The sequence below is a fragment of the Streptomyces sp. NPDC090045 genome, assembly GCF_044747975.1.
Taxonomy (GTDB): Bacteria; Actinomycetota; Actinomycetes; order Streptomycetales; family Streptomycetaceae; genus Streptomyces.
The window spans coordinates 140,505-160,048 of record NZ_JBIVFA010000010.1 but is presented as its reverse complement, the minus strand read 5'-3'; the positions used below and the strand labels follow the sequence as shown (position 1 = coordinate 160,048).

The following is a 19,544-nucleotide window of genomic DNA, read 5'->3' as shown; positions in this document are numbered from 1 at the left end:
CCCCGACCCGGTGAACGGAGACTGCTCGATGAGGGACCGGACGGACGCCGCCCCCGCCGCCGCCCCTGCACCCGCCTCCGCGTCCACGGCGCCGGCCCGGCCCGCCGTCGCCCGGCGGCCCGTGCCGCGCCCGGAACCGGCACCGCCACTGGAACCGGAACCGGCACAGGCACCAGCACTGGAACCGGCACCGGAAGCGGCACCGCCGACGCCGGCGCCGCCCCCCGCGCCGCCGGAGCCCGAGAGCAGGTCCGCCCCGCGCCCGCTCGGCGAACACCGCCGCTGGCCCGGCTCCTTCGCGGACCGGCTGACCACCCCGCTCCCCGGCGTCCGCGCCTTCGCCCGGCTCGCCCGGGAGGGTGCCTTCCGGCCCCGCCCCGAAGGGCTGCACGGCATCCCCGACCTGCCGTACGCGCCGGCCCCGCTGCCCGCCGCGCCCCTCGGCACGGTCTGCGTCACCTGGGCCGGGCACGCCAGCTGGGTGGTGAGGACCGGCGGGCTGACGGTGCTGACCGACCCCGTCTGGTCCCGGCGGATCCTCGGTACCCCGGCCCGGATGACCCCCGTCGGGGTGTGCTGGGAGGACCTGCCGCCGGTGGACGCGGTGGTGATCAGCCACAACCACTACGACCACCTCGACGCCCCCACGCTCAAGCGGCTGCCCCGGCACACGGCCCTGTTCGTCCCGGCCGGCCTCGCCGGCTGGTTCCGCCGCCGCGGCTTCACCCGGGTCACCGACCTCGACTGGTGGGAATCGGCCGAACTGGACGGCGTGCGCTTCGAGTTCGTCCCCGCGCACCACTGGTCGAAGCGGTCCCTGATCGACACCTGCCGGTCGCTGTGGGGCGGCTGGATCCTCACCGACACCCTCAGTCCGGCGCCGCGGAAGCTCTACTTCGCGGGCGACACCGGCTACGGCCACTGGTTCGGCGAGATCGGCCGCCGCCACCCCGGCATCGACCTCGCCCTCCTGCCGGTCGGCGCCTACGCCCCGCGCTGGTGGCTCAGCGACGTGCACGCCGACCCGGAGGAGGCCGTCCGGGCCTGCCTCGACCTCGGGGCCCTGCGGATGGCGCCCATGCACTGGGCCACCTTCGTGCTCTCCGCCGAACCGGTCATGGAACCCCTGCACCGCACCCGGGCCGCCTGGTCCCGTGCCGGGCTGCCCCGCGACCACCTCTGGGACCTCCCGATCGGCGCCTCCCGCACCCTGCCCGACCAGGAGGCCGCGGGAGATCGAGGGGCAGGCCGCGCATGCCCGGCCGTGGAGGGGGGATACGGATCCCGAAGCCACCGGGTATCAGGAGGGGACGAACCATGATGAAACGCGTTGTGTCATTGATCAGTTCGACGGCTCTGGGCATCGGCCTCGCGGTCGCGGGAGCCACCCCGGCCGCCGCCGATCCGTACGACTGCAGCACCTGGTACAAGTCCAGCACCACCGCCGCGGGAACGTGCACCAACGGAACCGGGGAGTTCCGCGTCTACACCCGGTGCGACCGGCTCCTCGCACGGGACTACACGGTGTACGACCCGACGTGGCGGCGCGTGGGCACCACGAGCACGGCGATCTGCCACAGCGGCGGCAAGCCGTACGGCGCGGGCATCCAGGTCCGCTGAGGACGCCCTCGCCCACCTGCGGGACGGAGTGCCGGACAGGCTGCTCAAGGCCGGGGCCCTGCTTCCTAGTGGTGCCAGGCCTGGCCGCCCGTGTTGTGGATGAAGCGCTGCAGCACCTTGAGGGTGGTCAGGTACTCCTCGTCCGAGATGCCGGCGTGCCGCTCGGCCCACAGTTCCTTCTGCAGGGCCGCGGCCTTCTCGAAGAGCTCCCGCCCCTCGGAGGTGATCCCGAGGCGGCCCCCGGCGTCCTGCGTGATCCAGCCCCGGGCGATGGTCGTGTCGATCTCCTCGGCCACCATCGCCCCTCCCACGGCGAGATAGCCCTGCAGGATCCCGGTCACCTCCTCGCGGGACTTCGCCTCCGGGGCCTGGGCCACCTGGGCCAGGACCCACCACTGGGGCTGGGTGGTGCCGATCCCGGCGAGCGCGCCGCGGGTGCGGGTGACGACCGCGTCGTAGGCGGCCCAGCTCCAGTAGCCGATGGGCTGCTGGATCAGTTCGGCGTCGTCGTGCGAGTACTCCATGGTGAATCCGCTCCGTTCGCTGTTCAAGCGCCGTTCGAGATCGCCCGGTGAGCAAGAGCCTAGGAACTCAAGTGCACTTGATGTCCAGAGTCCTACGGCCGCTCCCGCCGGGCCCGCAGCCGGCGCCGGAGGGCCGGCGCCGCGCTGATCAGCAGGGTCAGGCCCACCGCCAGGGCCACGCCCTTCCACGGCTCCGAGAAGAGCGAGCCGCCCAGGATGCCGATCAGGCCGTACGTCGCTGCCCAGGCCAGGCAGGCCGGGGCGTCGCCGCGGGCGAAGCGGCGCAGCGGCATCTGCGCCAGCAGGCAGGCCAGCATCACCGGGATCCGGCCCGCCGGCACCAGCCGGGAGACCACCAGCACCATGACCCCGTGCTCGTCCAGCTTGGTCCGCGCCTGCTCCAGCCGCTCGGGCGTGGCGCGTCCGCGCAGCGCCGCCAGCCACCGCGAGCCGTTGCGCGACCGGACCCCGCGCTGCCCGAGCCAGTACAGCGCCAGATCCCCGGTGAACGCGGCCAGTGCCGACACCGCGACCACCAGCAGCACCCCGTACGGCGGCGACTGGTGATGGAACGCCACCACCGCCGCCGAACTCACCAGCGCGCCCGTCGGGATCACCGGGACCAGCGCGCCGAGCGCGACCAGCACGAACAACGCCGGGTACCCCACCGCCTGCTGGGTGGTCTCCGGCGGCACCTGACCGGCCGCCGCCGTGAGTTCGCGCCAGGTCACGGCAGCCGCACCCGCTCGCCGTGCCCGGGTACCCGTACGGCCACCTTCGGCGCCAGCTGCCGGGCGTGCCGTTCGAACTCCTCGCCGGGCGCGTGGAATTCGTGCGGTCGCACCGCGTCCATCCCGACGGGCCAGTACGTCCCGTAGTGCACCGGCACCGCCGCCGCGGGCGCGAGCCGGGCCAGCGCCTGCGCCGCCCGCCCCGGATCCAGGTGGCCCGGGCCCAGGTACGGGCCCCAGCCGCCCACCGGCAGCAGGGCCACGTCCACCGGCCCGACCTCCTCCGCCATCGTGTCGAACAGCCCGGTGTCCCCGGCGAAGTAGGTCCGGGCCGCGCCTTGGACCACGTACCCGAGCGCCGGCGCGAGGTGCGGCCCGAACGGCAGCCGCCGCCCGTCGTGCCGCGCGCTGACCGCCCGCACCCGTACGCCCTCCCGTACGGCGACCTCCTCGCCCGGCACCAGCTCCGTCACCGACAGCCCGCGCAGCCCGGCGGCGCGCGCCAGCCCCGGCACCGCCCGGCGCGCCCCGCGCGGCACCAGCAGCCGGGTGCCGGGCGCGAGCCGCGCCAGCGACGGCAGGTGCAGATGATCGGCGTGCAGGTGCGACACCAGCACCACGTCCGCCACCGCCGCCTCGGGCGGGGGCACCGCCCCGCGCCGCCGGCGCAGGTGCGCGAGCCGCCGCGCGAACAGCGGGTCCGTCAGCAGCCGGACCCCGGAGTCCTCGACGGTGCACGTGGCATGGCCCCACCAGGTGATCTCCACCGGCACCGGCCCTCCCTCCCTCGCACCTCGTCCACGAGCCTAGAGGCTGCCCCGCGGATCCGCCCGGAACCGGAAGTGCCGGGCCCCTCCTCTCCGGGGGCGGATCGGAGTAGGGTCCGGCGGCATGGAAGAGTTGCGCGTGGCCGCGATCGCCAGCCTGGCCCCGCTCGAAGACCTGGACGCCGACCCCTTCGCCGTGGACACCCGCGGCCAGCACGCCATGTGCGCGCGCTGGGCCGCCGACCGGGGCTACGTCGTCACGAAGCAGCTGCTCTTCTACGGGCTGCGCGCCGACCACTGCGGGCTCTGGTCCGACGTCGACGCCGGGCAGGTCGACCTCTTCGTCGCGGCCAACCACCGGGTGCTCGCCCGCGCACTGAGCTCCGTCGAGGAGTTCACCGCCGAGTGCGAGCGGCGCGGCGTACGCCTGGAGACCGCCGGGGCCGAGGAGCCGCAGTACACCTCCGCGATGAAGGCCGAGGTGCACCGCCGGCTGTCCATGCCGACCGCCGGATACGACGGCACCTGACCGGCCCCCCCCGGTCCACCGGCTGCCCCTTCGCCGACAAGCACCGCCGGTCCACCGGCCCCCTCCGCACTCCGGTGCGCCCTCCGTGTCGCCCGGCCGCCCGGGCCCGGCTGTGCGAGCCTGGAAGGCGGGACGGGGCTCGCGGGAGGTGGCGGCGTGTGGCGGGGACGGTGGCGGACCACGGGCAGCGCCCTGGTGCGGGTGGTCCTGGTCTGGGCGGTGTCCACCCTCACCATGCTCGCCCTGGCCGGGATCCTGCCGGACTTCCGGCTCCAGTCCGACGACGGTGACAGCATCACCCAGATCGCGCTGACCGCGGCCTGGGGCGCAGGGGCCTTCGGCCTGCTGAGCGCGGTCGTCTGGCCCGTGCTCGTACGGGCCCTGCTGCTGGTGCCCGCCCTCGTCCTCGGGCTGCTCGTCTTCTTCCTGAACGGCTCGCTCCTGCTCATAGCGCTCAGCCTGATCCCCGCCTGGCGGGGCGAGGCGGCCCCCGAGACCGCGGTGGTCGTGGCCGCCGTGATGTCCGCGGTGGCCTCCGCGACCTCCACCGCACTCGCGGTGCGCGACGACGAGGCGTACCGGCGCCGTCTCTACCGGCTCGCCGACCGCCGCCGCCGCAGGCAGCCCGGGGCGGGCGGGCCCGGCGCCGGCGAGGCCGCGCCCGGCCTGGTCCTCCTCCAGCTCGACGGGGTCGGGTACGAGGTGCTGCGCGGGGCGTGCGGCAGCGGACTGATGCCCACCGTCGCCGACTGGCTGGACCGCAGCCACCGCATCACGCCCTGGCGCACGGACTGGTCGAGCCAGACCGGCGCCAGCCAGCTCGGCATCCTGCACGGTTCCAACTTCGACGTGCCCGCCTTCCGCTGGTACGAGAAGGACACCGGCGAGGTGATGGTCTGCAACCGGCCCACCAGCGCCGCCGAGCTGCAGCGGCGGGCCGTCGCGCGCACCGGGGACGGCGGACTGCTCACGCTCGACGGGGCCAGCCGGGGCAACCTGTTCAGCGGGGGCGCCGACCAACTGGCGCTCGTGCTCTCGGTATCGGCCCGCCGGGGCCGGGCGAACCGCTCCCGCTCGGGCTACTTCGCGTACTTCTCCGATCCGGCCAACGCCGTCCGCACGGCCGTGTCCTTCGTCGCCGAGGTGGTCCGGGAGATCGGCCAGTCGCTGCGGGCCCGGATCCGCGGGGACCGGCCGCGGGTGGCGCGCGGCGGGCTGTACCCGCTGATCCGGGCCTTCGCGACCGTGGTCGAACGGGACGTGGTGGTCGCGGCGGTGATCGGCGACATGCTCGCCGGCCGCGCCGCGGTCTACGCCGACCTGGTCGCCTACGACGAGGTCGCGCACCACTCGGGCCCGCGCGGCGGGGACACCGACCGGGTGCTGGCGCGCCTCGACCGGAGCCTCGCGCTGATCGCCCGGGTCGCCGAGCACGCCCCGCGGGAGTACCGGATCGTGCTGCTCTCCGACCACGGCCAGAGCCCGGGCGAGACCTTCCTGAACCGCTACGGGCTGACCCTGAAGGACCTCGTCCGGGCGGGCTGCGGGCTGCCGGTCTCCCGCCGGGCCGGCCGCACCCGCAGCGGGGCCGAGGCCCGGGCGGCCGTGCTCGCGGCCCTGCACCGGCCGGTGGAGGAGGGGGAGGAGGCCCGTCCGGGTCCGGGCTCCGACCCGGTGGTGCTCGCGTCGGGCAACCTCGCCCTGATCTCCTTCCCGGACGTCCCCGGCCGGGCCTCGCGCGAGCGCGTCGAACGCGCGCACCCCGCCCTGCTGGCGACGCTGGCGAACCATCCCGGCGTGGGCTTCCTGCTGGTGGACGGGGTGGTGCTGGGCCCGGGCGGCGCGGTGGCCCGCCTAGACGTGCCCGGCGAGGCGGAGGAGCTGCTGTCCCCCTTCGGCCCGGGCGCGGCGCAGGCCGTCCGCCGGACCGACGCCTTCCCGCACGTGGCCGACGTCATGGTGAATTCGGCGTACGACCCGGACACCGGCGCGGTGCACGCCTTCGAGGAGCAGATCGGCTCGCACGGCGGGCTGGGCGGGGAGCAGGGGCACCCGTTCCTGATGTGGCCCACGCAGCTGTCGGACCCGGGCGAGGAGCCGGTGGGCGCGGAGGCGGTGCACGGCGTACTGCGGCGCTGGCTCCGGGAGGCGGACGGCCCGCAGGTCCCGCTCGGCCTGCGGCCGGGGCCGGTGGAAGATCCCCGGCCGGAGACGGCCCACAGCGGAATCCTTCCTTCCGTCCAGGTGCCCGCACCGGACGAAACGCGCTGATTTGGTACCGCCCGTGCGGTGGCCGAGCATGTGTCGACCTGCCCAGCATGTGAGACACCCAGAGGCGCACCACCGATGACCAGCACGATCACCACCTCGCCCCCGGCGCAGGCCCCGGCCCAGGTACCCGTCACCGGGACCGGCGAGCCCCGCCCGCAGGGCGAGCGCCGCTTCGGCCTTCCCGTCGCGACCTGCCTGGTCATGGGCAACATCATCGGCGGCGGGATCTTCCTCCTCCCCGCCTCGGTGGCCCCCTTCGGCACCATCAGCCTCGTCGCCTTCGCCGTGCTCACCCTCGGCGCGATCGCCCTCGCCCTCGTCTTCGGCCGCCTCGCCCACCGGCACCCGCAGACCGGCGGCCCGTACGTCTACGCCCGCGCCGCCTTCGGAGACTTCGCCGGCTTCCTCGCCGCCTGGAGCTACTGGATCACCACCTGGGTCTCCAACGCCGCGCTCGCGGTGGCCGCCGTCGGCTACCTCGCCGTGCTCTTCCCCGCCGTCGGCGCGCACAAGTGGTCCATGTGCCTGGCCGCGCTCTGCGTGCAGTGGCTCCCGGCGCTCGCCAACCTGGCCGGCACCCGGTACGTCGGCGCCGTCCAGCTGGTCTCCACCGTGCTGAAGTTCGCCCCGCTGCTGCTCGTCGCCGTGGGCGGGCTGTTCTTCTTCGACCCCGCCAACCTCGGCCCCTTCCAGGCCACCGGCCAGAGCGCGGTCGGCGCCGTCTCCGCCTCCGCCGCGATCCTGCTCTTCAGCTACCTGGGCGTCGAGTCCGCCGCCGTCAGCGCGGGCGAGGTGCGCGACCCGGCCCGCAACGTCGGCCGGGCCACGATCCTCGGCACCGTCGGCGCCGCCACCGTCTACCTGCTCGGCACCCTCGCCGTCTTCGGGCTGGTCGCGCACGAGGAGCTGGTCTCCTCCGAGGCCCCCTTCAGCGACGCCGTCAACGCCATGTTTTCCGGAGACGGAGGGGCCGGCGGCACGTGGGGCGGCACGGCCGTCGCCTGCGCCGCAGTGATCTCGATGGCGGGCGCGCTCAACGGCTGGACCCTGCTCAGCGCGCAGACCCCGTACGCCGCCGCGAAGGACGGACTCTTCCCGAAGGTGTTCGAGACGAAGAAGCGCGGAGTCCCCGTGGTCGGCGTGCTCGTCACGGTCGCCCTCGCCTCGGCGCTGACCGTCTACAACTACACGGCCGGCTCGCAGCGCGTCTTCGAGGTCCTGGTCCTCGTCACCACCTTCACCGCGACCGTCCCGTACCTGCTCTCCACTGCCGCGCAGATCTACTTCCTGGCCTCTGGCCGCTCCGAGCGGGTCCGGCCCGGCCGCCTGGTCCGCGACGCCGTCCTCGCCTGTCTGGCCTTCGCCTTCTCGATGTGGCTGGTCGCCGGCTCCGGCTACGCGGCCGTCTACCAGGGCGTGCTCTTCCTCTTCGCCGGCGTCCTCGTGTACGCCGTCATGGCCGCCCGCAGGCAGCGCGCCACCGAATCGCCCGCGGGGTAATTTGGAGGGAGGGGCCACTCAGGGGGGCTCCAAGGGGTCGCTATGTCCGCGATCAGCAAGAGCATCGACATCGACCGCACGCCCGAGGACGTCTACTCGTACATCACGGACCCCACGCACCTGCCGGAGTGGCAGGACAGCGCCGTGTCCGCGGTTCCGATGGGTGACCTCCCCGTCCACGTCGGTTCCCAGGTCCTCGTCACCCGGCAGATCGGCAGGCGGAGGATCCCCACGAAGATGGAGTACACGGCCATGGACCCGCCGCGGAGCTGGCACCTCCACGGCGTCGACGGGCCGGTCCGGCCGGACGTACGGGGCAGGATCGACCCCCTCGACGGCGGGGCCCGCTCGCGCGTCACCCTCTCCGTCGACTTCGAGGGACACGGCATGGGCAGGGCCCTCGTCCCGCTGGTGGTCAAGCCCATGGTCCGCAAGGAGATGCCCCGCGGCGAGGAGAAGCTGAAGCACCTGCTGGAGCACTCCGCGCGCTGACCGCCACGGGGAGCGCCGGGCCCGAAAAACCGGATGCCCGGGGGAGCGCGGTGTGCCCACACTGGGCGCACCACGCACCCGAACCCCCGAGGACATCCGCGCCCGTGCAGGCTGCCGTCACCGTCACTCCCGCCCAGATCCCCGAACTGCTCCTCGGCCTCGCCACCGTCCGGCCGGTGTTCCTGTGGGGGGCGCCGGGCATCGGTAAGTCCTCGCTCGTACGGAAGTTCGCCGATTCGCTGGGCCTGGAGTGCGTCAGCCTGCTGGGCACCCAGCTCGCCCCCGAGGACCTGATCGGCGTGCCGCAGATCCGTGACGGCCGCTCCGTCTTCTGCCCGCCCGAGGCCATCGCCCGCGACGAGCCGTACTGCCTCTTTCTCGACGAGCTCAACGCCGCGAGCCCCGACGTCCAGAAGGCCTTCTACTCGCTGATCCTCGACCGCCGGATCGGCTCCTACGAGCTGCCCGCCGGCTCGATCGTCATAGGCGCCGGCAACCGGGCCACGGACAACGCGCTCGCCCGGCCCATCGCCTCCGCGCTCGTGAACCGGCTGACGCACGTCCACCTGCAGGCCTCGGCCGGCGACTGGCTCGTCTGGGCGGGGGAGAACGGCATCCACCCCTGGATCACCGACCACCTCACCGACCGCCCCGACCACCTCTGGTCGCAGCCGCCCAAGACCGAGGAGCCCTTCTCCACCCCGCGCTCCTGGCACATGCTCTCCGACGCCCTGCACTCCTTCGGGCCGGAGCTCGACGAGCAGACCCTGAAGGTGATCGCGCACGGCACCCTCACCCCCGCCCACGCCGTCTCCTTCTGCGGCTACGCCAAGATCGTCCGGCACACCTTCGGCATCGAGGCGATCATGAAGGGCGACGCCTCCTGGCCCACCCGCCCCGCCGACCGCGATCTCCTGTACTACCTCGCCGAGTCCTTCCGCGGCCGGCTGCTCAAGGAACTCCCGGCACAGAAGGAACACGTCTCGCCCGCCGTGCGGCAGACCGCGCACCGCTTCAAGTCGCTGCTCGTCCAGCTCGCCGAGATCTCCGTCGAGGTGGCCCAGACCGTCATCGCCGACGACGCCGACGGCCTGCCCGTGCTGCCCGCCTGGTTCCTGGTCGAGGCCGCCCGGGACATGCCCCGGCTGGTCGAGGCCCGCCGGTGAGCCGGACCGGCCCGCGGGGCAGGAAGGGCAAGGAGGCCAAGGCCGACCCGGCCACCCAGGCCTTCACCGAGGGCCTGACCCTGGTCAAGCGGAACCCGGCCCTCGGCGCGGTCGATGCCACGATCTGCCGCCAGGCCAAGTGCCCGGACAACCCGGCCGGGGGACTGGCCGTCGCGACCTCCAACGGCAGGATCCACGTCCACCCCACGAAGCGCGCCGAACCCGCCGAATGGGCCTGGACGATCGCCCACGCCCTGCTCCACCTCGGCTTCGGCCACGTACCCGCCGCCGCCGACCGGCACCGCCCCCAGCCCGACCGCTTCGACATCGCCGCCCGCTGCGCCGTCGTCAACCGCTTCCTGCTGACCTTCCCCGTCGGCCGGGCCCCGGACCACCTGCCCGCCGCGTACCCCGGCGGCGACGAGGAACTGCTCGCCACTCGCTGGCGCCGCGACGGCATCCCGGCCGCCTACGAGCGCTGCGGCACCGCCGGGGACCACCCCGACCAGGTCCTGGAGGCCTGGAACGCAGTGCAGAACACGGGGGTCCCGGACTGGGAGACCGCCTTCGCGCACGCCCTGACCCGCAGCGTTCCGCCGCCATGGACGTGGCCGGCGGCCGCCGCGACCGGGTCACGGGAGAGCGGGTCCGCACCCGCCCCTGGGACCGGGCGCTGAACTGGTTCGTCTCCTCGTACCCGCTGCTCGGCGGGCTGGCCGCCGGACTGACCGTCGTCGCGGACGCCGAACTGGCCCGTGACCGGAACATCTCCATCGCCGCCGTCAGCGCCACCGCCGGGGAGATCTACATCAACCCGCTGCGCACGTTCGAGGACGAGGAATGGCGGTTCGTCCTCGCCCACGAGATGCTGCACGCCGCCCTGCGCCACGGCGAGCGCTGCGGCGCCCGCGACCCGTACCTGCACAACGTCGCCGCCGACTACGTGGTCAACGGCTGGCTCGTGGAGATGGGCGTCGGCACGATGCCCGAAGGGCTGCTCCACGACCCCGCGCTGCGGGACCTGTCCGTCGAGGAGGTCTACGACCGGATCACCACCGACCTGCGCCGCCTGCGCCGCCTCGCCACCCTGCGCGGCAAGGGCCTCGGGGACATCCTGGGCGAGCCGCTGGCCCACCCGGGCAGCGGCCCGTACACGGACCTGGACGAGTTCTACCGGCGCGGCCTGGTCCAGGGCTTCGACCTGCACGGATACGGGGAGCGCGGGCTGCTGCCCGCCGGCCTCGTCGAGGAGATCCGGGCGCTCGCCCACCCGCCCGTCCCCTGGGACGCCCGGCTCGCCCGCTGGTTCGACGAGTTCGTGCCGCGCCCGGAGGCCGTACGGTCCTACGCGCGCCCGGCGCGCCGCCAGGCCTCCACCCCGGACATCCCCCGCGCGGGCCGGTACTTCCCGCCGGAGGAGATCGCCCGGTGCACCTTCGGTGTGGTGCTCGACACCTCGGGGTCGATGGACACCGCCCTGCTCGGCAAGGCGCTGGGCGCCATCGCCTCGTACGCGGAAGCCCGCGACGTACCGGCGGCACGCGTCGTCTTCTGCGACGCGGCGCCGTACGACGCGGGCTATCTGCCGCCCGCTGCCATCTCTGGGCGAGCCCAGGGCCGCGTCCGGGTGCGGGGGCGCGGCGGGACCGTGCTGCAGCCGGGCATCGACCTGCTGCAGCGGGCGGAGGACTTCCCGCCCGGGGCCCCGGTGCTGGTGATCACGGACGGGTGGTGCGACACCCTGCGGATCCGGCGCGAGCACGCCTATCTGGTTCCGCAGGGCGTCTCCCTGCCGTTCACCCCACGAGGGCCCGTCTTCCGACTGGCCTGACGGCTTAGTCGAGGTAGTCGCGCAGCACCTGCGAACGCGACGGGTGGCGCAGCTTCGACATGGTCTTGGACTCGATCTGGCGGATGCGCTCACGGGTGACCCCGTACACGCGGCCGATCTCGTCCAGGGTCTTCGGCTGGCCGTCGTTGAGGCCGTACCGCATGGAGACCACGCCCGCCTCGCGCTCCGAGAGCGTGCCCAGGATCGACTGGAGCTGCTCCTGGAGGAACGTGAAGGAGACCGCGTCCGCGGGCACGACCGCCTCGGAGTCCTCGATGAGGTCACCGAACTCGCTGTCGCCCTCCTCACCCAGGGGGGTGTGCAGGGAGATCGGCTCGCGGCCGTACTTCTGGACCTCGATGACCTTCTCGGGGGTCATGTCGAGTTCCTTGCCCAGCTCCTCCGGAGTGGGCTCCCGGCCGAGGTCCTGCAGCATCTGGCGCTGCACACGGGCGAGCTTGTTGATGATCTCGACCATGTGCACGGGGATGCGGATGGTGCGCGACTGGTCGGCCATGGCACGCGTGATCGCCTGCCGGATCCACCAGGTCGCGTACGTGGAGAACTTGAAGCCCTTGGTGTAGTCGAACTTCTCCACGGCGCGGATCAGACCGACGTTGCCCTCCTGGATCAGGTCCAGGAAGAGCATGCCGCGGCCGGTGTAGCGCTTGGCGAGGGAGACCACGAGACGGAGGTTGGCCTCCAGCAGGTGGTTCTTCGCGCGGCGGCCGTCCTCGACGAGGATCTCCAGCTCGCGCTTGAAGGCGGGCTTGTGGTCCTCCTCCTCTTCGAGCTTGTACTCGGAGAAGAGACCCGCCTCGATGCGCTTGGCGAGCTCCACCTCCTGCTCGGCGTTGAGGAGCGGCACCTTGCCGATCAGCTTGAGGTAGTCCTTGACGGGGTCGGCGGTGGCGCCGGCCACCATGACCGTCTGCGCCGGGGCGTCGTCCTCGTCGTCGTCGGACAGCACGAAGCCCTGGGTGCCGCCGGCCTTGGGAGCCTCTTCCTCGGCCTCGTCGGCCAGGTCCTCGGCCGCCCAGTCCTCGCCCTCCACCACGGGGGTCTCGCCCTCGTCGGCGTCCTTGGCACTGGTCTTCTTCGCCGCGGCGGTCTTCTTCACGGCGGTCTTCTTGACGGCGGTCTTCTTGACCGTGCGCTTCTTCGGCTCGGCGGCGGCCTCGGCCGCCACCTCGTCCGGAGCGGCGGCGGCCGGCGATGCGGATATCGCCGAGGCCGTGGCCGTGGCGGTGCTGGCGGCCGAGGTCTTGCGCGCGCCGATGGGGCGCGGCGCGGCGGCGGCCTTCTTGGCCACGGTGCGGGCCGGGGCGGCGGCAGCCTTGCGGGGCTTCTTCGCGGCAGCCTTGGTGGCGGGGGCCGCGCTGACGTGGAGGGCGACACCCTCCTCGTCCAGGACCTGGTTCAGGCTGCGCAGGACCCGCTTCCACTGGTCCACCGGGATGCGGCCGGCCTCGAAGGCCTGGCGCACGTCGTCACCGTTGATGTGACCCTGCTCGCGGCCACGCTCGACAAGCGCGACCAGGGCCTCGGATTCGGCGATCTCCGGAGGGAACGTACGGGACGGGCTGAGCGACACAAGGAGCCTCTCGTTGCGAACAGATAAGGGGTGGGCGGGACATCATCGCGCGAACTCGGGAAACAGACCCGAGGGGGGTCTGTATTCCGGGCCGCGCGAGGACACCTGTCGGTTCATCGCATGCCCGAGTCGATTCGTTACGCGCTGAATTGAGTGACCTGCGCCACGCTGTGGCCGCGCAACCCGATCCGGCGTGATTCCGTCCGCCCTCCCTTCAGCCCTTTTTGCGGGCCTCGATGAGGAAGCGGGCGGTGTGCGCGACGAACGGACCTTCGCGTTCGATCTGTTCGTGCAGCTCGCGCAACCGGTCCCGGTGCTGCCCGACCGTGAAGCCGGGCACCATCCAGATCACCTTCCTCAGAAAGTAGATCACGGCTCCGACGTCGTGGAACTCCGTGCGCAGACGTTCGGAGCGCAGATCGACGACTTCGAGGCCGGCCGCGGCGGCCGCGGCGACCGCGTCGTCGGGGTGCCGGCCGCGCCGGACCTCCTCCGGCTGCGGGCCGAGGAAGTACTCGACGAGTTCGAAGACGCTCGCCGGACCGACCTGCTGCGAGAGGTAGGTGCCGCCCGGCGTCAGCACCCGCGCGATCTCCTCCCACCAGATGGTCACCGGGTGCCGGCTGGTCACCAGCTCGAAGGCCTCGTCGCCGAAGGGCAGCGGCGGCTCGTCGGAGTCGGCGACCACCACCGCGCCCAGCGGGTGCAGCAGCCGGGTCGCCTTCTCGATGTTGGGCGGCCAGGACTCCGTGGCGGCCATCAGCGGGGGCAGGGGCCCGGACCCGGCGAGGACCTCGCCGCCGCCGGTCTGGACGTCCAGCGCCGACCGGACCCGGGACAGACGCTCTGCCAGCAGCCGCTGGTACCCCCAGGAGGGGCGCTGCTCGGTGGCCCGGCCGTCGAGCCACGAGAAGTCCCAGCCGTCCACGGAGACGGATTCAGCCTCGGCGACAAGATGGTCGAAAGTGCGCGTCATGTATCGATCGTCCCAGGTCGGGCGCCGGTCATCCACCGGATATGTCGACTACAGTGGACGCGGGCCGTGACTGGCGTTCGGGTGGATCACCACCGGGGAGCGGCCCGGCGTACCTGCGGCCTCCGGACCTGCGGATATCGGACAACCGGTACGTCGACTGCCGCGCGCCTGGGCGATCCGCGATCCGCAGCGACGTTCAGGAGACCCCGTGACGACTGCCCAGACCTCCCCGCCTGCCCAGGCCGCCACCGACACCGCCCGGCTGATGGACGGCACCGCCCTCGCCCGCCGCATCTCGGAGCAGACCGCCGCGTACGCGGCGAAGATCACCGAGCGCACCGGCACCGCGCCCTGCCTCGCGACCGTGCTGGTCGGCGAGGACCCCGCGTCCGTCACCTACGTGCGCATGAAGCAGAACCGCTGCGCCAAGGCCGGGATCACCTCGCGCCACGTGGAGCTGCCGGCCGAGACCACCACCGAGGAGCTGGTGGCCACCCTCACCGCCCTCTCCGAGGACCCCGCGATCAGCGGCATCCTGCTGCAGCACCCCGTCCCGCACCACATCGACGAGCGCGCCGCCTTCGAGGCCATCGCCCCGGGCAAGGACGTCGACGGGGTCACCATGCACTCCTTCGCCGCCATGGGCTTCGGACTGCCGGGCTTCGTCTCCTGCACCCCCGGCGGGATCATGCGCCTGCTCGCCGCCTACGACGTGGACCTGACCGGCAAGCACGCCGTCGTGGTCGGCCGCAGCGCCATCCTGGGCAAGCCGGCCGGCATGCTGCTCCTGGAGCAGAACGCCACCGTCACCTACTGCCACTCCCGTACCCGGGACCTCCCGTCGATCGTGCGCCAGGCGGACGTACTGGTCGCCGCCGTCGGCAAGGCCGAGTTCATCCGGGGCGAGGACATCAAGCCGGGAGCGGTGGTCCTGGACGCCGGGTACAACGAGGGCAACGTCGGCGACGTCCACTTCGAGTCCGCCGCCGCGCGCGCCTCGCTGATCACCCCGGTCCCGGGCGGCGTCGGCCCGATGACCATCGCCGTCCTGCTGGAGCAGACGGTCCAGGCGGCCGCCGCGCAGGCCGGGCTGGACCTCGCGGAGCTCTGACCGCGCCACACGCGTACGACGGACGCCCCGGGCCCTCGGGTCCGGGGCGTTCCGTTTCCCCGGGGACCTCGGCGGCCCCTAGACCCGTACGGCGGCGGCCCGGGCCGCCGCCACGATGGGGGAAGCGCGGAACTCGCGGGCCAGGGCGGTCAGGGGCTGGCCGGACAGCCGGGGCGGTACGGAGCCGGCGTCGATGCCGGTAGCGGTGCCGGCGATGACGGCATCCGCTTCGGTGTCAGCGGCAGTGGCAGTGTCAGCGGCAGCGGTGGCGGCCGCGGTCCTGCGGCCGCACGCGGCGGCGAGCATGGCGGCGTCGGCGACGACCTCGGCCCGGGCCTCGCTCATGCCCTGCCCGCGCGCGGCCTCGTACGCCGCCCGGCGCACGGCCGGGTCGAACCAGCGGGTGAGGGCCAGGATCCCGTCGTCGATGACGGACTCGCGGTGGATCAGCCGGATCCCGACCGGTGACCACCAGGTGAGCGGAACCGTCCGCACGCTGGACGCGGCGAAGCCCCGCAGGGCCTTCCACAGCGGGTGCAGCCCCCGGTACTCGCTGAAGTCCCGCCAGGTCGCCGACCCGCCGACCAGCGGCACGATGAAGCCGGTCGCCACCATCAGGGCCGCCCCCGCGGCCAGCGGCGGCGCCGCGTTCGTGGACAGGCCGTCCCAGTCGCGGCCGCTCCAGCGGGCTCCCAGCGCGGTCCACTTGGCGACGAGGTAGCCGAGGTCAAGCAGCCCGCCGGTCATGATCAGGGCCAGCCCGGTGCGCAAGGGCCGCAGGGAGGGGTGGGTGCGGCGCAGCCACCGCCCGGTGAGGACGGTCAGTGCCGAGCTGCCGACGGTGTGTGCCAGCAGGTAGCAGACGATCATCTCCCGGATCCACGGGGTGTCGGCGTAGTACGTGTCCAGGTCGCGCAGGCGTTCCACCGGCGCCTCGCCCATCGCGAAGAGGACGACGATCGCCACCGTGACCCCGCCGTACACGGCCACCGTCAGCCGGGTGGCCCGGCGCACGACGGCCGGCGGGCCGCCGCCCCACTGCAGGACCAGCACGACGCACGACCCGGAGAACGCGGTGATCAGGCCGAACACCAGCGGGGCCGAGAAGTTGGCCACCCCGGTGAAGCGGTTGACGGCCGCGATCGTCGGCGGCGCCGCGAGGATCAGGACGAGGCAGCCCATGACCAGCAGCGCGCAGACGGCCCGCATCGGCGGCTGGTCCCACCTCCGGCGCAGGGTGGGTGCCTTGACCAGCAGGATCAGGACGAGGAGCGCCCCGGGCACGTAGAGGATCAGGCCGCTCTTCACCGGGCCCGGCCGACGGGGTCGGCCGGATCCGCCCGCTGGTCGAGCCCGGCGACGGTCCGTTCGGCGGCGGTCAGCGGCGGCGCCTTCAGCGCGCCGCGGTCGGAGGCGCGCAGGACGTTCCAGACCACCGACGGCTTCAGCCAGTGCGTGGGCGTGCTGCTCATGGTGATGACCTGGAGGAAGGCGGCGGTCAGCGCCTCCCGGGTGGTGGCCCCCGTCATCAGCCGGCTGACGTACGCGTTGAGCAGCCCGGCTCCGGTCCGCGGCTTCATGCCGGTGGCGCCGGGGTAGAGGATGTCCTGCGAGGTGGCGAGGTCCCAGGCGGTGGCCACCTGCGGGGCGATCGCGCGCTGTGCCTCGCGTCCGAAGGCCGGGTGGGCGAGCCCCCGCGCCCGGAGCAGGGAGCGTACGGCCAGCAGCCCCTGGGCGGCGACGGTCATGCCCTGCCCGTACAGCGGGTTGAAGGTGGCGACCGAGTCGCCGACGGCGAAGAAGCCGTCGGGCAGCTCGACCTTCTCGAAGAAGATCCGCCGGTTCGCGGTGCCCTTGGTGACGGCGACGTCCGTGAGGGGCTTGCGGCCCTCCAGGAGCTCGCCGACGATCGGGTCCCGGATGCCCTTGGCGAACGGGATGAACGCGTCGGGGTCGCCGGTCGGCTGGCCGCCGCGGGTGCCGGAGAGGGTGGCCTGCCACTGGCCGTCCTCGATGGGCACGATCGTGGCCGTCTGGCCCGGTACGGGCACCCGGGGGTCGGACTGCACGTTGACTATCGGGAAACCCGACTCGTGGGCTCCGGGGGGTGCCTCGAAGATGCGGGTCGCGTAGACCAGGCCGGAGTCGACCTCGGCCTGCCGGATGCCGCCGACGCCGAGCTCCTGCAGCCAGGTGCGGGCGCGCGAGCCGCGCCCGCTCGCGTCCACCACGAGGTCGGCGGGCACGAATCTGCCCTCCTCCTCCGGGGTGTCGACGCGGACGCCGGTGATCCGGGCCGCCGTGCCCTCCAGGCCGCGGACGCGGCTCTGCTGCAGAGTGGAGACCCCTTCCAGGGCGGTCACGCGGGCCCGGACGACCGAGTCGAGGAGGTCGCGGCTGCAGGAGATGTTGAACTGCATCTCCGCGCAGCGCGGGATCCAGCCCTCGGCGGTCTTGGTGACCAGGTCGGTGGGCAGGCTGCGGCGGATCGCTCCCGCCGCCGTCCAGTCCTCGGTGATGCCGGGCAGGATGTCCTCGATCGCGCGCGCCCCGCCGGACCACATGACGTGGACGTGCCGGGCCTGGGGCAGTCCGCGGCGCGGCGCCGGGCTGTCCGGGAGGATGTCCGCGTCGATGATCGTGACCGTGGCGTGCTCGGCCAGGACGGCGGCCGCGAGCAGGCCGGCCATGCTGCCGCCGATGACGACGGCGTGGCGGGGCGGGGAAGACTGGGTCATCGTGTCGTGCTCTCTGTCAGGGCCGTGCTGAGGGCATCGGCGCAAGGGGTGCGGCGGGGGCGGCGTGCAGGTCACCGGCGTGACGCTCAACGCCCCCAGCCGAGCGAGGTCTTGATGCGCTCGATCGCCTCGGGTACCTGTTCCTCCGCGGGAGGCGGCAGGTAGGGCTTCAGGAGTTTGCCGAGGTACAGGCCGAAGATCTCGGCCCGGATCTCCGCGGGGTCCTCCCGGTCCGCGCGGGCGGCGGCCTGCCGGACCACCGTGCCCAGACCGGTGTCCGACTGCAGCAGCTCCGTGAGGCCGCCCCGGCGGCCGTCCGTGTGACCCGCGTCGCCCGTCAGCCGCGCGGCCACCGCCATGCCCGGCCCGTGGCTGTCACAGGTGCCCTCGTCCACGTGCCACAACTCGTGGCAGGCGATGACGAGCTGGTGCTCGGGGCGGGTGTGTTCCTCGATGACGAGGAGATCGCGGGCGTCCATCTCCAGCCACAGCCCGCTGGCCGTGTCGGGCGGGAAGGAAGCGAAGCGGAAGTCGACCTTCCGTCCGCCGCGCCGCCGGCCGTACGCGGTGCACAGCGCGCCGATGATCTCGGCAGCGCAGGCCGGCGGCGACAGCCGCGCGTCGGCGAGCAGATCCCCGCCGAGCCTGCGCATCGCCCGTGTGGTCCTCATTGCGCTCCCTCCTCGTCGGGCTCCGCCGGACGGCCGAGCCGGCCCTCCCGCGCGAGCAGGTCGTCCAAGTGGTCGGCGAGCGACTTCCAGCCCCGCGGGGAGAGCCGGCCGGCCCGCGTCACGATGCTCCGTACGTCGTGCGCCCGCAGCACGGCCAGCAACGGGTTCTCCTGCTCCCGCTCCGCGGACTCCAGTTCGACCTCGATCAGGGCGAGTGCGGTGGCGAGCGCCTCGGTGTCGTCGGCCAGCAGGAAACCGCCCTCGACCCCGTAGAACCGCTGGATCCCGGCGGCCGCGGCGAGGTTCGGCAGGCCCTCGCCCTGGGCGACGCGGGTCAGCGACTGGCCCGACGCGTCGAAGGACTTGGCGATGGCCGCGAGCGAATGGGCCTGGCCGTCCTCCCGTACGCGGGTCCGGCGCAGGTGCTCGAACCGGTGGTGCACCTGCTCCTTGAGGGGGAGCAGGGGCGGCTCGCCGTCGAGGGTGAGCCGGATGGCCTGCGGGGTCATGCCGGTGAGGTACGACAGGCGCTCCAGGTCGTCGCGGCCGTCCGGGGTGGTGGCGGCGGTGGCCGAGAGGGCGAGGGCCCGCTCCACCGCGCTCTTGCTGTCGGCCAGCAGGAAGCCGGCGTAGACCCCGAAGAACCGCTGCACGCCCGCCGCGTGTCCCATCCGCGGCAGCCCGGTGCCCGCGTTGAGCGGCCCGAGGGAGGCGCCGGGCGCGTCGAAGTCGTCGGCGATGGCGGCGAGCGGCCACTCCCGGCCGTGCTTGTCCCGGCGGGTGGCGCGCAGCCGCAGGAAGCGCTGGTGCACGCGTTGCTCCAGCGGCACTTCGGCCGCCGTGCCCGCCACCACCTGCGCTATGCGCCCGGGTTCGACCCCGGACAGATGACTCAGCCGCTCCGCGTCCAGCACTCCGGCCGGGTCCTGACCGTGTCGCACCGACAGTGCCTCGACACGCCGCCAGATCGCGGCGAGATCGGGTCGGACGGCGGCTCGCACCGGCTGATTCTCCATATGTCGA

17 protein-coding genes, 1 pseudogene and 1 riboswitch are annotated in these 19,544 nt (G+C 73.5%); of the genes and pseudogenes, 9 read left to right on the top strand and 9 right to left on the bottom strand.

Annotated features, from left to right (window positions below; translation table 11 throughout):
• The first annotated feature begins 28 nt into the window (after window positions 1-28).
• Together ACIPYQ_RS25745 and ACIPYQ_RS25740 are read left to right on the top strand one after the other, a co-directional pair.
• Window positions 29-1,321: an MBL fold metallo-hydrolase gene (locus ACIPYQ_RS25745; RefSeq protein ID WP_401255424.1), complete on the top strand. Its 1,293-nt coding sequence runs from the start codon at window positions 29-31 to the stop codon at window positions 1,319-1,321.
• On the top strand, window positions 1,318-1,620 hold the full coding sequence (locus ACIPYQ_RS25740) for a hypothetical protein (RefSeq protein ID WP_401255421.1): 303 nt from the start codon (window positions 1,318-1,320) through the stop codon (window positions 1,618-1,620). Before ACIPYQ_RS25745 ends, ACIPYQ_RS25740 begins: the two co-directional genes overlap by 4 nt.
• Before the next feature lie 65 nt (window positions 1,621-1,685).
• Here the strand turns inward: ACIPYQ_RS25740 and ACIPYQ_RS25735 are convergent, their stop codons facing one another.
• The 3 genes from ACIPYQ_RS25735 to ACIPYQ_RS25725 form a co-directional block, all read right to left on the bottom strand.
• Window positions 1,686-2,144 (bottom strand): MarR family winged helix-turn-helix transcriptional regulator, encoded by a 459-nt coding sequence (locus ACIPYQ_RS25735; RefSeq protein WP_401255418.1) that lies wholly within the window; start codon window positions 2,142-2,144, stop codon window positions 1,686-1,688.
• A 92-nt stretch (window positions 2,145-2,236) separates the two neighbouring features.
• Window positions 2,237-2,875, bottom strand: coding sequence for a DedA family protein (locus tag ACIPYQ_RS25730; protein WP_401255415.1), 639 nt, complete (start codon window positions 2,873-2,875; stop codon window positions 2,237-2,239).
• Window positions 2,872-3,648 (bottom strand): MBL fold metallo-hydrolase, encoded by a 777-nt coding sequence (locus ACIPYQ_RS25725; RefSeq protein WP_401255412.1) that lies wholly within the window; start codon window positions 3,646-3,648, stop codon window positions 2,872-2,874. The genes ACIPYQ_RS25730 and ACIPYQ_RS25725 overlap by 4 nt, the downstream gene beginning before the upstream one ends.
• Before the next feature lie 118 nt (window positions 3,649-3,766).
• Here ACIPYQ_RS25725 and ACIPYQ_RS25720 point away from each other — a divergent pair, with 118 nt between their 5' ends.
• From ACIPYQ_RS25720 to ACIPYQ_RS25695, 6 genes and pseudogenes are all read left to right on the top strand, one after another.
• The gene (locus ACIPYQ_RS25720; protein ID WP_401255409.1) at window positions 3,767-4,171 is read left to right on the top strand and encodes a hypothetical protein; all 405 of its coding nucleotides are present in this window, start codon (window positions 3,767-3,769) and stop codon (window positions 4,169-4,171) included.
• Between the two features lie 156 nt (window positions 4,172-4,327).
• Window positions 4,328-6,442, top strand: a complete 2,115-nt coding sequence (locus ACIPYQ_RS25715; protein WP_401255406.1) for a phage holin family protein — start codon at window positions 4,328-4,330, stop codon at window positions 6,440-6,442.
• Window positions 6,443-6,517: 75 nt separating this feature from the next.
• Window positions 6,518-7,942, top strand: a complete 1,425-nt coding sequence (locus ACIPYQ_RS25710; protein ID WP_401255403.1) for an amino acid permease — start codon at window positions 6,518-6,520, stop codon at window positions 7,940-7,942.
• Between the two features lie 42 nt (window positions 7,943-7,984).
• On the top strand, window positions 7,985-8,434 hold the full coding sequence (locus tag ACIPYQ_RS25705; RefSeq protein WP_361761957.1) for an SRPBCC family protein: 450 nt from the start codon (window positions 7,985-7,987) through the stop codon (window positions 8,432-8,434).
• A gap of 104 nt (window positions 8,435-8,538) precedes the next feature.
• Window positions 8,539-9,600 carry an ATP-binding protein gene (locus ACIPYQ_RS25700; protein WP_401255399.1) on the top strand — a complete coding sequence of 354 codons (1,062 nt, stop codon included), beginning with the start codon at window positions 8,539-8,541 and terminating at the stop codon, window positions 9,598-9,600.
• A pseudogene (locus tag ACIPYQ_RS25695) lies at window positions 9,597-11,431 on the top strand (hypothetical protein). Before ACIPYQ_RS25700 ends, ACIPYQ_RS25695 begins: the two are co-directional and overlap by 4 nt.
• 4 nt (window positions 11,432-11,435) lie before the next feature.
• Here the strand turns inward: ACIPYQ_RS25695 and ACIPYQ_RS25690 are convergent.
• Both ACIPYQ_RS25690 and ACIPYQ_RS25685 read right to left on the bottom strand, forming a co-directional pair.
• Complete coding sequence (locus tag ACIPYQ_RS25690; RefSeq protein WP_401255396.1) at window positions 11,436-13,025, bottom strand: RNA polymerase sigma factor; 1,590 nt, start codon at window positions 13,023-13,025, stop codon at window positions 11,436-11,438.
• A 214-nt stretch (window positions 13,026-13,239) separates the two neighbouring features.
• Entirely contained in the window at window positions 13,240-14,001 is a 762-nt protein-coding gene (locus ACIPYQ_RS25685; RefSeq protein WP_401255393.1) for a methyltransferase domain-containing protein, read from the bottom strand.
• Between the two features lie 56 nt (window positions 14,002-14,057).
• A riboswitch (ZMP/ZTP riboswitch) is annotated at window positions 14,058-14,182 on the top strand.
• 84 nt (window positions 14,183-14,266) lie between these two features.
• Between ACIPYQ_RS25685 and ACIPYQ_RS25680 the strand changes: the two genes are divergently transcribed.
• Entirely contained in the window at window positions 14,267-15,112 is an 846-nt protein-coding gene (locus ACIPYQ_RS25680) for a bifunctional 5,10-methylenetetrahydrofolate dehydrogenase/5,10-methenyltetrahydrofolate cyclohydrolase (protein WP_401255774.1), read from the top strand.
• 78 nt (window positions 15,113-15,190) lie between these two features.
• Here the strand turns inward: ACIPYQ_RS25680 and ACIPYQ_RS25675 are convergent, their stop codons facing one another.
• The 4 genes from ACIPYQ_RS25675 to ACIPYQ_RS25660 all read right to left on the bottom strand — a co-directional run bounded on the left by ACIPYQ_RS25675 (window position 15,191) and on the right by ACIPYQ_RS25660 (window position 19,522).
• A complete protein-coding gene (locus ACIPYQ_RS25675; RefSeq protein ID WP_401255390.1) occupies window positions 15,191-16,420 on the bottom strand; it encodes an MAB_1171c family putative transporter in 1,230 nt (409 codons plus the stop codon).
• On the bottom strand, window positions 16,417-17,850 hold the full coding sequence (locus ACIPYQ_RS25670) for an NAD(P)/FAD-dependent oxidoreductase (protein WP_401255387.1): 1,434 nt from the start codon (window positions 17,848-17,850) through the stop codon (window positions 16,417-16,419). Before ACIPYQ_RS25670 ends, ACIPYQ_RS25675 begins: the two co-directional genes overlap by 4 nt.
• An 86-nt stretch (window positions 17,851-17,936) precedes the next feature.
• A complete protein-coding gene (locus ACIPYQ_RS25665) occupies window positions 17,937-18,521 on the bottom strand; it encodes a toxin-antitoxin system, toxin component (RefSeq protein ID WP_361761936.1) in 585 nt (194 codons plus the stop codon).
• Complete coding sequence (locus tag ACIPYQ_RS25660) at window positions 18,518-19,522, bottom strand: hypothetical protein (RefSeq protein WP_401255384.1); 1,005 nt, start codon at window positions 19,520-19,522, stop codon at window positions 18,518-18,520. Before ACIPYQ_RS25660 ends, ACIPYQ_RS25665 begins: the two co-directional genes overlap by 4 nt.
• Window positions 19,523-19,544: the final 22 nt, after the last annotated feature.

Excerpts from the sequence above, each read along its gene's own strand:
- ACIPYQ_RS25745 (WP_401255424.1), top strand. The coding sequence starts at position 29 with ATGAGGGACCGGACGGACGCCGCCCCCGCCGCCGCCCCTGCACCCGCC.
- ACIPYQ_RS25740 (WP_401255421.1), top strand. The coding sequence starts at position 1,318 with ATGATGAAACGCGTTGTGTCATTGATCAGTTCGACGGCTCTGGGCATC.
- ACIPYQ_RS25735 (WP_401255418.1), bottom strand. The coding sequence starts at position 2,144 with ATGGAGTACTCGCACGACGACGCCGAACTGATCCAGCAGCCCATCGGC.
- ACIPYQ_RS25720 (WP_401255409.1), top strand. The coding sequence starts at position 3,767 with ATGGAAGAGTTGCGCGTGGCCGCGATCGCCAGCCTGGCCCCGCTCGAA.
- ACIPYQ_RS25710 (WP_401255403.1), top strand. The coding sequence starts at position 6,518 with ATGACCAGCACGATCACCACCTCGCCCCCGGCGCAGGCCCCGGCCCAG.
- ACIPYQ_RS25705 (WP_361761957.1), top strand. The coding sequence starts at position 7,985 with ATGTCCGCGATCAGCAAGAGCATCGACATCGACCGCACGCCCGAGGAC.
- ACIPYQ_RS25685 (WP_401255393.1), bottom strand. The coding sequence starts at position 14,001 with ATGACGCGCACTTTCGACCATCTTGTCGCCGAGGCTGAATCCGTCTCC.
- ACIPYQ_RS25680 (WP_401255774.1), top strand. The coding sequence starts at position 14,267 with ATGGACGGCACCGCCCTCGCCCGCCGCATCTCGGAGCAGACCGCCGCG.
- ACIPYQ_RS25670 (WP_401255387.1), bottom strand. The coding sequence starts at position 17,850 with ATGACCCAGTCTTCCCCGCCCCGCCACGCCGTCGTCATCGGCGGCAGC.
- ACIPYQ_RS25665 (WP_361761936.1), bottom strand. The coding sequence starts at position 18,521 with ATGAGGACCACACGGGCGATGCGCAGGCTCGGCGGGGATCTGCTCGCC.